The organism is Arthrobacter sp. ok362 (genome assembly GCF_900102785.1).
In the GTDB taxonomy this organism is placed as follows: Bacteria; Actinomycetota; Actinomycetes; order Actinomycetales; family Micrococcaceae; genus Arthrobacter.
The window spans coordinates 361,128-377,135 of sequence record NZ_FNGC01000002.1; the positions used below are offsets into that span (position 1 = coordinate 361,128).

Annotated in this window: 14 protein-coding genes; 7 read left to right on the forward strand and 7 right to left on the reverse strand. The window is 66.6% G+C overall.

Translation table 11 applies throughout. From position 1 onward, the window contains the following. Positions 1-126 precede the first annotated feature (126 nt). Entirely contained in the window at positions 127-897 is a 771-nt protein-coding gene (locus BLQ10_RS04135; protein ID WP_091558691.1) for an AMIN-like domain-containing (lipo)protein, read from the reverse strand. Between the two features lie 188 nt (positions 898-1,085). On the opposite strand from BLQ10_RS04135, the gene BLQ10_RS04140 reads away from it, so the two are divergent. After that, the gene (locus BLQ10_RS04140; protein WP_091558694.1) at positions 1,086-1,958 is read left to right on the forward strand and encodes a universal stress protein; all 873 of its coding nucleotides are present in this window, start codon (positions 1,086-1,088) and stop codon (positions 1,956-1,958) included. On the opposite strand, the gene BLQ10_RS04145 is transcribed toward BLQ10_RS04140, so the two are convergent. From BLQ10_RS04145 to rarD, 4 genes are all read right to left on the reverse strand, one after another. Then, positions 1,925-2,830 carry a class I SAM-dependent methyltransferase gene (locus BLQ10_RS04145; RefSeq protein ID WP_091558695.1) on the reverse strand — a complete coding sequence of 302 codons (906 nt, stop codon included), beginning with the start codon at positions 2,828-2,830 and terminating at the stop codon, positions 1,925-1,927. The genes BLQ10_RS04140 and BLQ10_RS04145 overlap by 34 nt on opposite strands. Further along, complete coding sequence (locus tag BLQ10_RS04150; protein ID WP_091558698.1) at positions 2,827-4,359, reverse strand: putative bifunctional diguanylate cyclase/phosphodiesterase; 1,533 nt, start codon at positions 4,357-4,359, stop codon at positions 2,827-2,829. Before BLQ10_RS04150 ends, BLQ10_RS04145 begins: the two co-directional genes overlap by 4 nt. Next, on the reverse strand, positions 4,346-4,750 hold the full coding sequence (locus tag BLQ10_RS04155; RefSeq protein ID WP_091558700.1) for a DUF7793 family protein: 405 nt from the start codon (positions 4,748-4,750) through the stop codon (positions 4,346-4,348). Before BLQ10_RS04155 ends, BLQ10_RS04150 begins: the two co-directional genes overlap by 14 nt. 84 nt (positions 4,751-4,834) lie before the next feature. Then, positions 4,835-5,860, reverse strand: a complete 1,026-nt coding sequence (gene rarD / locus BLQ10_RS04160) for an EamA family transporter RarD (protein WP_091558701.1) — start codon at positions 5,858-5,860, stop codon at positions 4,835-4,837. 130 nt (positions 5,861-5,990) lie between these two features. Between rarD and BLQ10_RS04165 the strand changes: the two genes are divergently transcribed. From BLQ10_RS04165 to BLQ10_RS04190, 6 genes are all read left to right on the forward strand, one after another. Then, the gene (locus tag BLQ10_RS04165; RefSeq protein WP_091558703.1) at positions 5,991-7,427 is read left to right on the forward strand and encodes an FAD-dependent oxidoreductase; all 1,437 of its coding nucleotides are present in this window, start codon (positions 5,991-5,993) and stop codon (positions 7,425-7,427) included. Between the two features lie 143 nt (positions 7,428-7,570). Further along, positions 7,571-8,950 (forward strand): GAF domain-containing protein, encoded by a 1,380-nt coding sequence (locus tag BLQ10_RS04170; protein ID WP_091558704.1) that lies wholly within the window; start codon positions 7,571-7,573, stop codon positions 8,948-8,950. A gap of 199 nt (positions 8,951-9,149) precedes the next feature. Continuing rightward, positions 9,150-10,673 (forward strand): acetaldehyde dehydrogenase ExaC, encoded by a 1,524-nt coding sequence (locus BLQ10_RS04175; protein ID WP_091558707.1) that lies wholly within the window; start codon positions 9,150-9,152, stop codon positions 10,671-10,673. A gap of 81 nt (positions 10,674-10,754) precedes the next feature. Further along, entirely contained in the window at positions 10,755-11,162 is a 408-nt protein-coding gene (locus BLQ10_RS04180; RefSeq protein ID WP_091558708.1) for a DUF779 domain-containing protein, read from the forward strand. A gap of 205 nt (positions 11,163-11,367) precedes the next feature. Further along, entirely contained in the window at positions 11,368-12,939 is a 1,572-nt protein-coding gene (locus BLQ10_RS04185; RefSeq protein ID WP_091558711.1) for an amino acid permease, read from the forward strand. A 124-nt stretch (positions 12,940-13,063) separates the two neighbouring features. Next, positions 13,064-13,669, forward strand: coding sequence for a TetR/AcrR family transcriptional regulator (locus BLQ10_RS04190; RefSeq protein WP_091558713.1), 606 nt, complete (start codon positions 13,064-13,066; stop codon positions 13,667-13,669). An 8-nt stretch (positions 13,670-13,677) separates the two neighbouring features. Here the strand turns inward: BLQ10_RS04190 and BLQ10_RS04195 are convergent, their stop codons facing one another. Next, positions 13,678-14,313, reverse strand: coding sequence for a DUF2461 domain-containing protein (locus BLQ10_RS04195; protein ID WP_091558716.1), 636 nt, complete (start codon positions 14,311-14,313; stop codon positions 13,678-13,680). 175 nt (positions 14,314-14,488) lie between these two features. Further along, positions 14,489-15,988, reverse strand: coding sequence for a catalase (locus BLQ10_RS04200; protein ID WP_091558717.1), 1,500 nt, complete (start codon positions 15,986-15,988; stop codon positions 14,489-14,491). Positions 15,989-16,008 lie beyond the last annotated feature (20 nt).

Here is a 16,008-nt window from a genome sequence, read left to right on the forward strand (position 1 = left end):
GAGGAGCCACGGACACATCGTCCGCGGCTCCTCCGTTGTTTCTTTGGTCCCGCTGTTTCCGCCGTTCGGCTGTTCCGCCGTCTCCGCTGTTTCCGCCGTTCCGTCTTTTTTCGGCTTCTGCCGGCCCTACTTCCAGGCGGTCGCGTCCAGCTGGATCGCCACCACGTACAGGTGCTGGCCCTGGTCGATCTTCTCCACCTCAGTGACCCGCACCTTTGTCTCAGGGATCGTGCTCATCGGACGTCCGACGCCGATTCCGTAGCTCAGCACGCCCTCGAAGTCTCCGGCTGGCGCGTAGCTGGTGAGCGCCTGGTAGCCGATGGCCGGTGCAGGCGCGCTGGTCACGGTGCTGGCCGTGCCGTCCGCGGTGTGCGACTGGGCTCCGCGGAACGTCACCTCGAGGATGGTTCCCGTGCCGGGCATCGGGATGGGCAGGCCGCTGCCGTCATTGACGAGCTCGGGGACCATCTCGACGTCGTAGCTGGGGAATCCGCCGGCGAACCGGAAGCTCAGCTGGTCATACGGCGGAGTGTCGGAGGCGTGCTGGCCCGCGCCGATCGCGTACAGCGTCGGCAGCGGTGCCGCCGGCGGTGGCGCAATCGGCACAGGGTTCTCGTGGTCCGTGTGGAACGGAGGGGTCGGCCCCGGCACTGACCAGTTGTGGGTGACCGTGGAGGAGATCACTTTGTCGCCGGGTTGCGGCGGTGCCGTTTCGTCAGCGTCACCGGTCGCCGACAGGCTGGCCGCCGCGGTGGCGGACGGGGACTGCGACGGCGGCTGGCTGCCGGCGGAGGGCTGCGGGGCCGGCGGCGTGCAGGCAGTCAGGACCAGCAGGAGCGTCAGAGTTCCCAGCCCCGCGGTCCGCGACCCGGTCCTGCGGTTGCGAATGGCGGTCATGACGGGCTCCCTCGACCATCTCAGCCTAGGCCAGGAAGAATGTGCTGCTCAGGGCCATTAGTCACCACCTTTCGGGCCCCGCTGGACTAGAGTCGTTCCTATCCACTGCAGGAGCGCAGACCGGCCGACGTCGCCCGGAATCCCCGGGCGCAGCTGGCGTCTGCCACAGACCCATAAGGGGTTCACACATGCGATACGTAGTCGGCTATACACCCACCGAACGCGGCGCGGACGCCATCGCACTGGCGTCGGCCATGGCCCGCGCACAGGGAGCGCATCTCGACCTGGTCTATGTGGTGGACCGGCACACGCCCTATGTGGCGATGAACCCGGAAGGAAACCGGGTCAGCGCCGCGGAGCAGCAGGTCCTTTCCGCGGAACGCCAGGGAATGGAACTGGTCCCTGAGGGCCTGGAGGCGCACTTCCATGTCCGCCAGGCGGAATCGTTCGCAGCTGGCCTGATCGAAGCCGCACTCGAGTACAGGGCCGGCCTGATTGTGGTGGGTGCGGCAAGCAGTGGCCTGTTTAAGCGCCATACCGTAGGTAACGTGGCCAACGCCCTGCTGCACGCCGCCCCGGTTCCGGTGGCCCTGGCGCCGCGCGGCTACCGCAGGACCGAAGCCGTCACGCGCCTGACCCTCGCGGTGGGCCAGCGCGTCGGAGCGGAGGCGGCGATCGATGTCGCGATCGAATCCGCCGAGCGCCGCGGCGTCCCCCTTCGGCTGGTCTCCCTCGTGGAACTGGACGTAGAGGGAGACGGTGGGGAAAACGTCAACGCTGCCCACATCCACGCCAACACCGTTCTGACCGCCGCCGCGGCCCGTCTGCCAGAGGGCCACCACGTCAGTGTGGAGGTCGCCCACGGCCGCACGATCGAGGAAGCAATCGACGATCTGGAATGGGACGACGGCGAGGTCATGATTGTCGGGTCCTCCCGCCTGGCGGAGAAGTACAAGCTGTTCATCGGCAGCACGGCCTACAAGGTGCTGCGGGCGCTCCCCGTTCCGATGGTCGTGGTCCCGCGCGACTACCAGCGAGTGGATACGTTCCCGGAGGTCTGAGGCCGCGGGGCCAGGACCGCCCAGTACGCGGGAATGCTGCCGGGCGGTCCACCGGCCTCCATCGGGTTGGTCCTCAGGACGGTGGCACCCTCCGCGATGAGGGTCCAGCGGTCCGCGGGAAACACGCGCGAGCGTTGCCCGGCACCGAATTGGCCCGGTTTCGGCAGGGCAGAAATGGCCTGGCGGAGCGGTCCGGGGATCTTCTCGCCCGTGGCGCCCAGCCCCCGCAGGTAGCTGAGCGCGCCGCCCGCGACGTTTGTCTCGACGAGGTAGATCCGTCCCCGGGTGCCGAGGAGGGCTTCGATGGAGCCCGCGAGGCATGCCTGCCGTCGCCGGCTAAGGATGTGGAACACGCCGCGGACAAAGACGTTGGCGTCGCCGAGTTCGCGCGCCAGCCCGGCTGCCGCGGCCGGCTGCGTGGCATCCAGGCTCCGGAAACTGAGGCCCGGGACATGCGGCTGCGCGCAATGCGCGGCTGCCACGGCCTCGGGTGAGACGTCGACGCCTAGGACCGAGGGGAAGATTTCTGTCAGCCGCCGTGTGATGGAGCCGTTCCCGCAGCCGAGATCGATCATGGGAAGGCTGGTATCCATCGCGCCGGCCATTGCCTGCAGGTGGTGCCGGATCTCTTCGTTCCCGGCGCCGGGGGCGGCATCCCAGATGATCGGTTCCCGGAGGGAACCAAGGGAGACTCCGCGCCAGAAGGCATCCCAGCGTCGGTCCGGGCTGCTGGGACGGTGCAGGGACAGTACCGCGACCCTGGCTGCCAGCCGGAGCGTGTCCGCCGCACTGTGCAGGCCCGTCCCGCTTGTGTGTGTGGCTGTTTTGGGCGTGTCCGTTTTGGGCGTGCCCGCCGGAACCGGTCCGCTCACGCGAGGGGACCATCTCTGTGCGCGAGCAGATCCGTCATGTCCGACACCGGCAGCGGACGGCTGAAGAAGTACCCCTGACCGAATTCGCAGTTCAGCTGCCGCAGCCTGTTCGCTTGCTCCCTGTCCTCGATGCCCTCGGCGACGGCGCCCAGTCCGGCCGAATGGATCAGTTGCAGGATGGCCGCGACGAATGCCTCCTGTTGCCGGTCTGTGGTCAGTCCGTGGAGCAGGGACTTGTCGATCTTTGCCTGCGCGGCCGGAAGGGTGCGCAGGTAGCTGATGGACGAATAGCCCGTGCCGAAGTCGTCGATCTCGATCCGGACGCCGAGATCATTGAGCGACTGCATGGTGGCTGCCACTTCCGGGCCGCCGCGCATGATCGCGGTTTCGGTGATCTCGATTGAGACCTGGCAGGGGTCGACGCCGTGCCGGGCCAACAGGCTTTCGACATAGGGCGCCAGATCGACGTGGTGCAGGTCCGCAGGGGAGAGATTGATGTGCGTGCTGAAGTCCGCCGGAAGCCCGGGATTGGACTTCCATCGGCCGGTTTGCGCGATGGCGTTCCGGAGCACCCAGTGGCCGATTTCCACGGTGAGCCCGGCCTCGTCGGCGGCGTCGAGGAAGGTATCCGGCGCCAGCAGGCCCAAAGCGGGGTGGCGCCAGCGGATCAGGGCCTCGGCGCCGGCAATGGCTCCGGTGCGCAGGTCCATGATGGGCTGGTATTCCAGCTCGAGCTGGTCCATCGCCAGCGCCGTCCTCAGCTCCGCCACCTGGTGGACGCGCTGCTTGGCGGCATCGTGCATGGCCGCGGAAAAGACCAGGAGGGTGTCCCGGCCGCGTTTCTTGGCCTCATGCATGGCGATGTCGGCATCACGGATGAGTTCCTCGCTGCGCAGGCCAGGTTCCCCCAGCCGGACACCGGTTCCTGCCGTAAGGCCGACTGCGACCCCGCCGGCGACGATTCTGTCCTTCAGCGATTCGCCGAGCCGGGCCGCGATCTGCAGCACGGCCTCCGTGTCCTGGTCCGCGACGAGCACGGCGAACTCGTCGCCGCTGAGGCGTGCGATCAGGTGGCCGGCCCCGGCCGCCTGGCTAAGCCGCTGGGCCGCTTCGCGCAGCACGGCGTCCCCCGCGGCGTGGCCGAGGCTGTCGTTGATGAGCCGGAAGGAATCGAGGTCCAGCAGGATGAGGGCCGGCTGGTGTCCCGCGCCGGCCCCGGCAACGGCTTCGGCCGCTTTTTCCTGCAGCAGCGAGCGGCTCGCCAGGCCGGTCAGCTCGTCGGTGTTGATGACGCGCCGGAGTTCGGCTTTGGCCGCCTCGAGGAGAGCGGTCCGCTCGGCGACCCGGACTTCCAGGTCCTCGTACATGCTTTGGAGCTCTTCGGCCAGCAGGTTGATGCCGGTGGTGACGGCGTCAATGCCGTCCCGTGCCGGTGAGACTGGCAGGCGGTTCGACAGATCGCCCGAGGACAGTACGACGATGCCGTCCACGAGTTCCTCGAGGCGGCGGTCATCCTCACGCCCTGTCATGACCCTGCGCGGTCAGCCAGCGGACCGCCTCATCGCTGTTGGTGAAAAAGCGTGTCGGAACCGGCGCCGAATTCACGCCCAGGAAGAAATTGGCGAGAACCCGGTCCACGGCGGACGAGCCGAGGAGCGCGATTGCCGAGGCGTCGCAGCGCTTGGCGAACACGGCCCGCGCGGCCCTGCTGACGGAATCAGTGGTGGCCATGTCGATCAGCAGCGGCGTGGGCCGGCCGCCGCACACTTCATTGACACGATCCATGGCCAGTTGGGCGTTGGGAGCATCAATCACGACGTCCCGGGCCCACTCGAGGCGCAGGATGCCGCTGCTGTCGAAGTCCAGGGACGAGATGTCGCGCCTGCCCGGAGTTTCACGATCCTCTTCTGGCACCAGCAATCCTCAATGTCGCCCCAACGGTTTGCACTCATGATGACACTAATGCACAGGGGGCGCAGGCAGTAACCCGTCGGTGTAGTAGCGCTAGGCGGCGGCGCGGGCCAATTTTCGGGTCACGGAGTTCTTCCGGGCAGTGTGCAGCATGTCCACCGTCAGCACGAGCAGCGCCAGCCAGACGACGCCGAAACCGACCCAGCGGTCCGGGGTCATGGTTTCCTTGAACACGACGAGCGCGACGATGAACTGCAGGACAGGTGCGAAGTACTGCAGCAGGCCGATCGTTGTCATCGGCAGCCGGCGGGCAGAGGCCCCGAAGAACAGCAGCGGGACCGCGGTGATGACGCCCGACGCCACCAGCAGCCAAAAATGCCCCGCACCGTTCGAGGCCAGACTTGCCGCCCCGCTGACCGCGAGGAAGATCATCGTGGCCGCGGCCACTGGCGCCAGCACGATCGTCTCCACGGTGAGGCTCGTGATCGCGTCCGCCCGCGGGCCAACATGCTTCTTGACAAATCCGTACAGTCCGAAGCTCAGCGCCAGCGTCAGCGCGATCCAGGGGAGCTTGCCGTAGGAGACCGTCAGCACTCCGACGGCAACGAAACCGATGCCGACGGCGGCCCACTGCAGCGGCCGCAGCTTCTCCTTCAGGACAAAGACTCCCAGCAACACGGAGACCAGCGGGTTGATGAAATAGCCCAAAGAGGCTTCGACGGCCTGGCCGGTGGTCACGCCGTAGGTATACGTCAGCCAGTTCACCGCGATCAGAACTGCGGCGATGGACAGCGGGCCAATCACCGTGCGGTTGCGGAATGCGGCGCCGAGCACCCGCCAGGAGCGGGTGACGGTGATCAGCAGGGTGCAAAACAGAAGTGACCAGACCACCCGGTTGGCCACGATCTCGACGGCGCCGGCGGGTGCCAGCACAAAGAAATACAGGGGCAGCAGTCCCCAGAGCCCGTAAGCGCCGATGCCGAACAGGATCCCCGCCGTCGTGTCCTTGTCTACCTGCGCCGGTCCAGCCGGCCGGGCCGGCGCAGACCCTGTTGCAGCGGCTGCGGCGCTCGTCGCTGTCAGTGGGGCGGGGGAGAAGGATCCATCGGGCTTAGGCACAAGATCAATAACACCACCTGTGCGGCGACTATTCCTGCCGATCGGAGCGCGAGCCAGCCGGCGACATTTAGAATAGGGGCCTGTGCGCTGTATCTACTGGCGCTGTCCCTAAGACTCAGAAGGGCTCCCGGTGTCCAACTCGGCCGAATCCCCATCCACTCGTCCCCTCCGTGTCGCGATTGTTGGCGCCGGTCCGGCCGGCGTCTACGCCGCGGACATCCTGACGAAGTCCAATGAGGTCAAAGACGGCGACTTCCAGGTCAGCATCGATCTCTTCGAGGCATATCCGGCACCGTACGGCCTTATCCGGTATGGGGTGGCTCCTGACCATCCGCGGATCAAGGGGATCGTCAACGCGCTGCACAAGGTCCTGGATCGCGGCGACATCCGGTTCCTCGGCAACGTCACCTATGGCCAGGATCTGACGCTGCATGACTTCCGGGCGTTCTACGACGCCGTCATCTTCTCCACCGGCGCCATCAAGGACGCGGACCTGGATATTCCCGGGATCGGCCTGGAGGGTTCCTTCGGCGGGGCAGACTTCGTCTCCTGGTACGACGGCCACCCCGATGTGCCGCGGGACTGGCCGCTGGAGGCCAAGGAGATTGCGGTGATCGGCAACGGCAACGTGGCCCTCGATGTGGCCCGCATGCTGGTCAAGCACGCTGATGAACTCCTGGTCACCGAAATCCCGGACAACGTCTACCGGGCCCTGAAGGATTCGCCGGTCACCGACGTCCACGTTTTTGGCCGCCGCGGCCCGGCCCAGGTGAAGTTCACGCCGCTGGAGCTGCGCGAACTCAGCCACGCCAAAGACGTGGACATCGTCCTGTACCCGGAGGATTTCGACTTCGACGAGGCCTCGGACGAGGCCATCCGCAGCAACAACCAGGTACGGACCATGGTCAACACCCTGACGAACTGGCTCGTCGAGGAGCATGCCGAGGCCGAGGAACCGTCCTCGCGCCGGCTGCACCTGCACTTCCTGCACAGCCCCGTCGAGATCCATGACGACGCCGCGAACCCCGGCAAGGTCGCCGGCATCAAGTTCGAACGCATGCAGCTGGACGGCACCGGGAATGTCAAGGGCACCGGGGAGTTCATCGACTACCCGGTCCAGGCCGTCTACCGGGCGATCGGCTACCACGGTTCGCCGCTGGATGAGCTGGAATACGATGCACGCCGCGGCGTTGTCCCGAACGAGGGCGGCCGGGTGCTCGATGCCGAGGGAAACGCCGTGCCCGGGATCTACGCCACGGGCTGGATCAAGCGCGGTCCGGTCGGGCTGATCGGCCACACCAAGGGCGACGCGCTGGAGACCATCGGCTTCCTGCTGGAGGACCGGCTGACCCTGCCGCCGGCGCAGAACCCGGACCCGCAGGCCATCATCGACCTGCTCCAGGAGCGGGGCATCGAGTACACCACGTGGGAAGGGTGGATCAAGCTCGACGCCCACGAGCTCGCCCTCGGAGCGGAGTGGTCCGCGGCGGCATCCGCCAACGGGATCGAACGGGAGCGCATCAAGGTTGTGCCGCGCGAACACATGATTGAGATTTCGCGCGACTAGCCCGTGCCGGGGCCGCTGCTGAGGCGGCCGGCTGTGCTGGCTGAGGAACAGAGACGTGCGTTTCCAAACTTCCCGCCCGGAACTAGACTGGGCCGGACGTGGCGGCCTCCGGCACGCCGTCGAGCCCGTCCGGTGGGAGTTCAATGAGGAATCTGGTCCATCCGGCAGCACTGTTACCGCCAGCAGGCGGGGTCTCCGCAGCGCTGCGCCAGCAGCATGCCAGTGCCGGGCACGAGGAACTGGACTTGCGGGGACCCGATTTCCCCGCGGACCTGCACCTGCGCGGACTCAGCAGCCTGGTCCAGGAGTCGTGGCGGCGGTCGGTGGAACTGCAGGCCAACCCGGACAACCCCGAGGCGCCGCTGGCCATGGACCGCGAAGAACTCGAAGAGTACCGCCGCCAGCATCCGCTCGCGGCCATCATGCCCGTGATCCACAAGCTCCTCGTCCTGCCGAGCCATGACAGCGGGATGCTGGTGGCCGTGGGGGACGAGGTCGGCAGGCTGCTCTGGGTGGAAGGCGACGCCGCCTTGCAGCGTCGGGCCGAGGGCATGATGTTTGTCCCGGGCGCCGACTGGTCCGAGGCGACAGTCGGCACCAGCGCCCCGGGCACCGCGCTGGCCCTCGGCCGGGGCATCCAGATCTCCGGTGCAGAACACTACAAGCGTTCGGTGCATCCGTGGAGCTGCACGGCTGTGCCCTTCCACGATCCGGATTCCGGCGCCTTGCTGGGGGTCGTGGACATTACCGGTACGGAGTCGGCGGTGGCCCCGCATACGTTGTCGCTAGTTGAAGCGACGGTCGCCGCGGCCCAGGCGCACCTGCGGGTGGAACGGCTGCAGCTGGCCGCGGGCCAGTCCTCGCCGTCCCGGCGACGAAGCCCGGCCGCGCCGAAAACGGTGGGGGTGCCGGCTGCCAACAGCCTGTACCGCAACAGCCTGCAGCTGCTCGGCCGTGATCAGGCACTGCTCAGCATCGACGGCCGCACCGTGGCCCTGTCCGCACGGCACAGTGAGATCCTGGCCCTGCTCAGCACCCACCCCGGAGGGCTGAACGCCGAGGAGCTGTGCGCCCTCCTGTACCCCGGGGAAGCCTCCACCATGACGCTGCGTGCGGAAATGGTGCGCCTGCGCAAGGTCCTGCACCAGCTCAATCCCGGCGCCGTCCCGGAATCACGCCCCTACCGGCTGCCGCTGGACCTCGTTCCGGACTCCGGGCAGGTGCTGAACTGCCTGCAGCGCGGAGCACACCGGATCGCGCTGGAAATCTACCGCGGCGCCGTCCTGCCGCGCTCCGAAGCCCCTGGCATCGTGGAACTTCGGGCCAGGGTCTCCGCGCTTATGCGCGAGGTCCTGCTGACCGACGGCAGTCCCGAATCGCTGCTGAAGTACGCCGAGCTGCCCGAGGCAAGGGACGACGTCGACGTCCGGACCGCCGCGCTCAAGCTGCTGGCGCCCCGCTCGCCCAAGCGGGCCGCCGTCGTCGCCGATCTGGAACGACTGGACCGGGAGCTGCGCGCCTGAGCCGTTGCAGCGTGCCGGGACATCCGGGTGGTGACCAGGCATGGGCCCACGCCTGCCGGGTTCCCTGGCCGAGCTTGCGAGGTTAGGGGGCAGGTGGGGACGGTTGCAACCTGACTGCAACCTTAGCGCCCCTACGCTGAGTGCAACGGGGGCCGGAAGCGCCTTGCTGCCCCCATCTTGCACAGCAAAGGAGCTAGCAATGACTGTTTTCGCCCAGCCCGGTACCGAGGGCTCGAAAGTCACGTTCAAGGACCGCTACGAAAACTGGATCGGCGGCGAATGGGTTGCCCCGGTCAAGGGCCAGTACTTCGAGAACATCACCCCGGTGACCGGCAAGGCGTTCTGCGAGGTGGCCCGCGGCACCGCCGAGGACATCGAACTGGCGTTGGACGCCGCCCACAAGATCGCGCCGTCCTGGGGCAAGACCTCCGTGGCCGAGCGCGCCGCGATCCTGAACAAGATTGCCGACCGGATCGATGAGAACACCGAGATGCTCGCCGTCGCCGAATCCTGGGACAACGGCAAGCCGATCCGCGAGACCCTCAACGCGGACATTCCCCTCGCCGCGGACCACTTTCGTTACTTTGCCTCCGCCGTCCGCGCCCAGGAGGGCCGCCTTTCCCAGCTCGACGACGACACCACCGCCTACCACTACCACGAGCCGCTCGGCGTCGTCGGGCAGATCATTCCCTGGAACTTCCCGATCCTCATGGCCGTCTGGAAGCTCGCCCCGGCGCTCGCCGCGGGCAACGCCGTGGTGCTGAAGCCGGCCGAGCAGACGCCGTCCTCGATCCTGGTGCTGATGGAACTGATCAGCGACATCCTGCCGGCCGGTGTGGTCAACGTGGTCAACGGCTTCGGTGTGGAGGCCGGCAAGCCGCTGGCCTCCAGCCCGCGGATCCGCAAGATCGCCTTCACCGGCGAAACCACCACCGGCCGCCTGATCAGCCAGTACGCGAGCCAGAACCTGATCCCGGTCACCCTGGAACTCGGCGGCAAGAGCCCCAACATCTTCTTCAACGACGTTGCCGAGAACAATGACGCCTTCTACGACAAGGCCCTTGAAGGCTTCACGCTCTTCGCCTTCAACCAGGGCGAGGTCTGCACCTGCCCGTCCCGCGCCCTGGTCCAGGAAGGCATCTACGACTCGTTCATGTCCGACGCACTGGCCCGCACCCAGAAGATTATTCAGGGCAACCCGCTGGATACCGAGACCCAGCTCGGCGCCCAGGCCTCCAATGACCAGCTTGAGAAGATCCTGTCCTACATCGACATCGGAAAGCAGGAGGGTGCCAAAGCCCTCACCGGCGGCGCCCGCGCCGAGCTGTCCGGAGACCTGGCCGGCGGCTACTACGTGCAGCCGACCATTTTCGAAGGCCACAACAAGATGCGCATCTTCCAGGAGGAGATCTTCGGACCCGTCGTGTCGGTGACGCGCTTCAGTGATTACAGCGACGCCATGGGGATCGCCAACGACACCCTCTACGGCCTCGGCGCCGGCGTCTGGTCCCGCAACGGCAATGTCGCCTACCGTGCCGGCCGCGAGATCCAGGCCGGGCGCGTGTGGGTCAACAACTACCACGCCTACCCGGCCGGTGCCGCGTTCGGCGGGTACAAGTCCTCCGGCATCGGGCGCGAGAACCACGCGATGATGCTGGATCACTACCAGCAGACCAAGAACCTCCTGGTCAGCTACAACGAAAACAAGCTCGGCTTCTTCTAAGCCGCATTGACCCGGGCGGGGCGGATCGGCAGTGATCCGCCCCGCCCGCACCACTTTCCGGACCAGCCAGGGAGACCCCCGATGACCCAAACCAGGCTCGACGCCGCCGTCACCCGCCCCGGCGAGGACTTCTCCCGGGTGGCGCTCACTCCGGAGGCCGTGGACCTGCTGCGCAACCTGTGGCTCCAGCACGGGCCGCTGATGTTCCACCAGTCCGGGGGCTGCTGCGACGGTTCCTCACCGATGTGCTATCCGGCAGGGGAGTTCATCACGGGGGACTCGGACGTTCTGCTGGGCCTGTTCGACGTCTCTGACGGGCTGCAGCCCCAGCCGCTGGAATTCTGGATGTCGCGGGAGCAGTTCAACTACTGGAGCCACACGCACCTGACTGTCGACGTCGTTCCGGGCCGGGGGAGTGGGTTCTCCGTCGAAGCCCCGGAAGGCAAGCGGTTCCTGATCCGCTCGACGCTGATGGACTGGCCCGTCTGAGGCCCATCCGAGGCCCATCCGGGCCGGTTCCGGGCCGGATCCGGGCCGGATCCGGGCCGGATCCGGGGTGTTTTGAGGCTGGTCCGCGGACGCCCCCGCCCGGAATGGCGTCTCACTATGTGGGACAAATCGGGCCGCCCACTGGATGGACACTACTATTAATAGGTCTGTTTCCAAACCAGTTATCGAGATTGCGGACTTTCCTATGAACCTTTTCCGGACCAAATCCATCGAGCAGTCCATGTCCGACGCCGATGAACCCGGACGCAAGCTGAAGCGCTCGCTAAGCACGTGGGACCTCATGATCATGGGGGTCGCGGTTGCCGTGGGCGCCGGGATCTTCTCGGTCGGCGCCAAGGCCGCCGCGAATTTTGCCGGCCCGGCCGTGACCATCTCCTTCGCGATCGCCGCCGTCACCTGTGCGCTCGCCATCATGTGCTACGCCGAGTTTGCGACGGCGATCCCGGTGGCAGGCTCCGCCTACGTCTTCACGTACGCGACCATGGGTGAGATCCTCGCGTGGATTATCGGCTGGAACCTGATCCTCGAACTCTTCACGGCCGGCGCCGTGATCGCGAAGTACTGGGGCATCTACCTCAGCAAAGTCTTTGCGCTCATGGGCGTGGACATTCCGCCATCGATCTCCCTGGGCGGCGTCGACCTCTACTGGGGCGCCTTCCTGATTGTTGCTATCTTCACGGTGCTGCTGGTTCTCGGGACCAAGCTCTCTGCCCGCGTCGGCAACATCTTCACGCTCATCAAGATCGCGGTGGTCCTCTTCGTGATCGTCGTCGGCTTCACCTACTTGAAGGTCGAGAACTACACTCCGTTCGTCCCGGCGTCCGAGCCGACCGGAGGCACCGGAACCGCGGATGTCCTCAAGCAGTCTTTCTTCGGCTTCCTGACCGGTGCGGCCCCCGCCCAGTACGGAACCCTCGGAATCTTCGCCGGCGCCGCCCTGGTCTTCTTCGCCTTCATCGGCTTCGACGTCGTCGCCACCTCGGCCGAAGAGGTCAAGAACCCGCAGAAGACGCTGCCCCGCGGCATCTTCGGTGGCCTGGCGATCGTCACGGTGCTGTACATCCTGGTGTCGCTGGCACTGACCGGCATGGTGTCCTACACGCAGCTGGCTGAGGCCAAGAACCCGACGCTCACCACCGCCTTCGAGGCCGTCGGCAATACCGACGCCGCCAAGGTCATCGCCTTTGGCTCACTGGTGGGCCTTACCACCGTCATCATGGTGCTGCTCATGGGCCTGTCCCGCGTGGTCCTCGCGATGAGCCGCGACGGCCTGCTTCCACGCTCCCTGTCCAAGACCAGCGCCGAGCGCGGGACACCGGCCCGCCTCCAGATCATCTGCGGCGCCGGAGTGGCGCTCGTTGCCGGCTTGACCAACGTGGACCTGCTGGAGGAAATGATCAATATCGGGACCCTGTCCGCCTTCGTGATGGTCAGCCTCGGCATCCTGGTGCTGCGCAAGAAGCGTCCCGACCTGAAGCCGGCCTTCCGCGTCCCGTTCGGCAAGGTACTCCCGATCGTCTCTGCCGTCCTGTGCCTGTACCTCATGACGAACCTCGCCGTGGAAACCTGGATCTTCTTCGCGATCTGGCTGGTGATCGGTATCGCGATCTACTTCGCCTACGGCCAGCGCCACTCCCGGCTGAACGAAAAGTTCGCGGCGGCCCGCGCCTCCGTGAACGGCCCGGGCACGGAAAGCGCCGTCAACGCGGCCGAACCGGCCGCGGAGAACGACGAGGACGCGCTTATCCGCTCCTGACCGGGGAGCAGTCGGTCCCGATATTCGAAGTCGCCGGAACCGTGTGAATTCGCTGGAAATTTCCGGCGTGCTCGCACGGTTCCGGCGACTTCGGCGTTTGGCATGCGCTCCCTAAGATGGACACATGGCCCGCCCAGCAAGACCGGAACGCAAATCAGAGTTGTTGTCGGCGATTCTCGACTACCTCATGGACAAGACGCTGGCGGAGCTGACGTTCCGCAGCCTCGCCGACGGGCTGGGCGTCAGCAGCTACGTCCTGGTGTACCACTTCGGCCACCGCGAACAGCTGATCAAGGAGATCATCCGCGGCATCGAATCCCGGCTGGACAGCATCCGTGCCACCGACGTCAGGGACATCGACAGGGACGCGTGGCGGGCCTTCCTCCTCGAGTCCTGGCAGTGGACCATGGCGCAGCGCAACCGGCACCTGGCCCGGCTCGAATTTGAGGCGACAGCGCAGGACGTAGTGGCCGCGGCGCCGCGCGGCACCGCCCAGGAGCACTTCCGGATGCTGCACGAGAAGTCCCGGGACTGGCTGATCATCCAAGGGATCCAGCCGGAGTTCGCGGACACCGACGCCCGCCTGTTCACCGCAGCGTTCTATGGGCTCCAGTTCGATTTCGTCGTCAACAACCAGCCCGAGGAAGCCACCAAGGCCTTTGAGCTGATGATGCTGGTCTTCTTCAACAACCTCGACAGGCGTCTGGCCACCGACGGCCAGCACATCTGAGCTGAATCTCAGGGAGCGGCGTAGCGGCCCTCCCAGTCGACGAGGGGGCGCAAATCTTCCCAGCGCCGCGCCACTTCCTCCACCGCTCCGGGTCCGGCAAGCCAGCCGGGCTGGCCCACGTTGACCCCGGCCGTGAGGGATTTGTGCTTGAGCAGCTCAGCCCGGGGATGGTCCTTCTCGAAGCCCCGCGGCACCGTCTTCAGGCGTTCGCCTTCCACTGCGAACCCCGCTGCCTCGACCTTGCGCACGATCCCCTGCAGGGCCTCGCCGCTGGCGGGGTCGTCCACGGCACCGCGGAAGCGTGCCTGTTGGGCCGGGGTGTGGGTGTGGCAGCCGCCGCCGATCAGCAGGCCGTCGGCGCTGAGCTGGATATAGAAACCTACCCCTTCGTCCAGCGCCGCGAAGGCCCCCTGCGCGGTTTTGTAGGGCGACTTGTCCGGCGAGAACCGGACATCCCGGTTGGGGCGAAAGAGCTTGGCCGGGCCGAAGCGTGGCTCCAGCTCGGCCAGCAGCTGGGTTAGCGGCCCCTTCACCGCGGCGTCGTAGACCGGCTTGTGCTCCAGCCACCAGTCCCGGTTGTTGTTCTGTTCAAGATCGGCGTAGAACCGGAAGGCGTCATCCGGAATGCCTGCAAATGCGGTCATGTCCAAATCCTACGGAGCCGCAGTACACGGTGGCGAGGGGCACGCGCACCCATGTGGATAACGGCAGAACGCCCCGCCACGGAGGTCCGTGGCGGGGCGTTCTATTGGCTCAGACGGTCACCGGTTCAGCAAGCTTCAAAGCAGCCGGCCGTTCAGGCAACCCTCGACGCAGCTATCAGACCTTGTTGGCGGCCTCGGCGTCGGACTCAACCTGGCCGGCACCGAGGTTGGCGCGCAGCTTGGCGCCGAACTCGGCGTCGACGTTGGTCCAGTACTGGATGGCCCGTTCCTTGATGCCGGGGTTCTTGACGCCGCTGACGGCGCCGGTGACGGTCTCGAGCAGGCGGGCCTTCTCGCCGTCGTTGTACACCTCGCGGTACAGCGTGCCGGCCTGGCCGAAGTCGTTGTCCTCGGGGTGCAGGGAGTGCGCGGAGTGAGTGAGCTCGCCGTCGTTCTCCCAGCCGCCGCCGGCAATGCCAGGCTCCACGGCAGCCGGGCCGCCGACGGAGTTCGGTGCGTACACCGGAACGGACGGAGCGTTGAAGGTGTAACGCCCCTGCCCGTCCTGGCTGTAGTTGTTGACCTGGCTCTGGGGCGCATTCACCGGGAGCTGCGCGTGGTTGGTGCCGACGCGGTAGCGGTGCGCGTCGGCGTAGGAGAAGATGCGGGCCTGCAGCATCTTGTCCGGGGACGCGGCGATGCCGGGCACGAAGTTCGACGGCGCGAAGGTGGCCTGCTCGATCTGCGCGAAGTAGTTCTCCGGGTTCTTGTTCAGCTCCATGGTGCCGACCTTGATCAGCGGGTAGTCCGCGTGCGGCCACACCTTGGTGAGGTCGAAGGGGTTGAAGCGGTACGTCTTGGCGTCCTCGTACGGCATGACCTGGACGTGCAGGTCCCAGGACGGGAAGTTGCCGGCGGCAATGTTTTCCTGGAGGTCGCGGATGTAGAAGTCGGCGTCAGCCCCGGCCAGGGCCTCGGCCTCGTCACCGGTCATCGACTTGACGCCCTGGTTGGACTTGAAGTGGTACTTGACCCAGAACCGCTCGCCCTCGGCGTTGATCCACTGGTAGGTGTGCGAGCCGTAGCCCTGCATCTCACGCCAGGAGGCCGGCAGGCCGCGGTCGCCCATGAGCCACGTGACCTGGTGGGCGGACTCGGGGGAGAGGGTCCAGAAATCCCACTGCATGTCGGCGTCGCGCAGGTGGGTGCCGGGGAGGCGCTTCTGGGAGTGGATGAAGTCCGGGAACTTGATGCCGTCGCGGATGAAGAAGACCGGGGTGTTGTTGCCGACGAGGTCGTAGTTGCCCTCGGTGGTGTAGAACTTCACGGCGAAGCCGCGGGGGTCGCGCCAGGTGTCGGGGGAGCCGTTCTCGCCGGCGACGGAGGAGAAGCGGATGAGCATGTCCGTTTCCGTTCCGGGCTGGAACAGGGCGGCCTTGGTGTACTTCGAGACGTCCTCGGTGGTCTTGAAGCTACCGAAGGCGCCGCCGCCCTTGGCGTGCACGACGCGCTCCGGGACACGCTCGCGGTTGAACTGCGCGAGCTTCTCGATCAGGTAGTGATCGGTCAGGATGATGGCGCCGTCGGCGCCGACGGACTTGGAGTGGGCGTCGGAAGTGACGGGAGCACCGGACTGTGTCGTGGACACGGCGGGCGCAGAGATGATCTCAGTCATCGTTCTCCTTTGGTTGGGTT

What these genes read in the sequence shown, in the direction of transcription:
- BLQ10_RS04180 (WP_091558708.1), top strand. Translation starts at nt 10,755, where the DNA reads ATGACCCAAACCAGGCTCGACGCCGCCGTCACCCGCCCCGGCGAGGAC.
- BLQ10_RS04175 (WP_091558707.1), top strand. Translation starts at nt 9,150, where the DNA reads ATGACTGTTTTCGCCCAGCCCGGTACCGAGGGCTCGAAAGTCACGTTC.
- BLQ10_RS04140 (WP_091558694.1), top strand. Translation starts at nt 1,086, where the DNA reads ATGCGATACGTAGTCGGCTATACACCCACCGAACGCGGCGCGGACGCC.
- BLQ10_RS04135 (WP_091558691.1), bottom strand. Translation starts at nt 897, where the DNA reads ATGACCGCCATTCGCAACCGCAGGACCGGGTCGCGGACCGCGGGGCTG.
- BLQ10_RS04170 (WP_091558704.1), top strand. Translation starts at nt 7,571, where the DNA reads ATGAGGAATCTGGTCCATCCGGCAGCACTGTTACCGCCAGCAGGCGGG.
- BLQ10_RS04190 (WP_091558713.1), top strand. Translation starts at nt 13,064, where the DNA reads ATGGCCCGCCCAGCAAGACCGGAACGCAAATCAGAGTTGTTGTCGGCG.
- BLQ10_RS04200 (WP_091558717.1), bottom strand. Translation starts at nt 15,988, where the DNA reads ATGACTGAGATCATCTCTGCGCCCGCCGTGTCCACGACACAGTCCGGT.
- BLQ10_RS04195 (WP_091558716.1), bottom strand. Translation starts at nt 14,313, where the DNA reads ATGACCGCATTTGCAGGCATTCCGGATGACGCCTTCCGGTTCTACGCC.
- BLQ10_RS04185 (WP_091558711.1), top strand. Translation starts at nt 11,368, where the DNA reads ATGAACCTTTTCCGGACCAAATCCATCGAGCAGTCCATGTCCGACGCC.
- BLQ10_RS04150 (WP_091558698.1), bottom strand. Translation starts at nt 4,359, where the DNA reads ATGACAGGGCGTGAGGATGACCGCCGCCTCGAGGAACTCGTGGACGGC.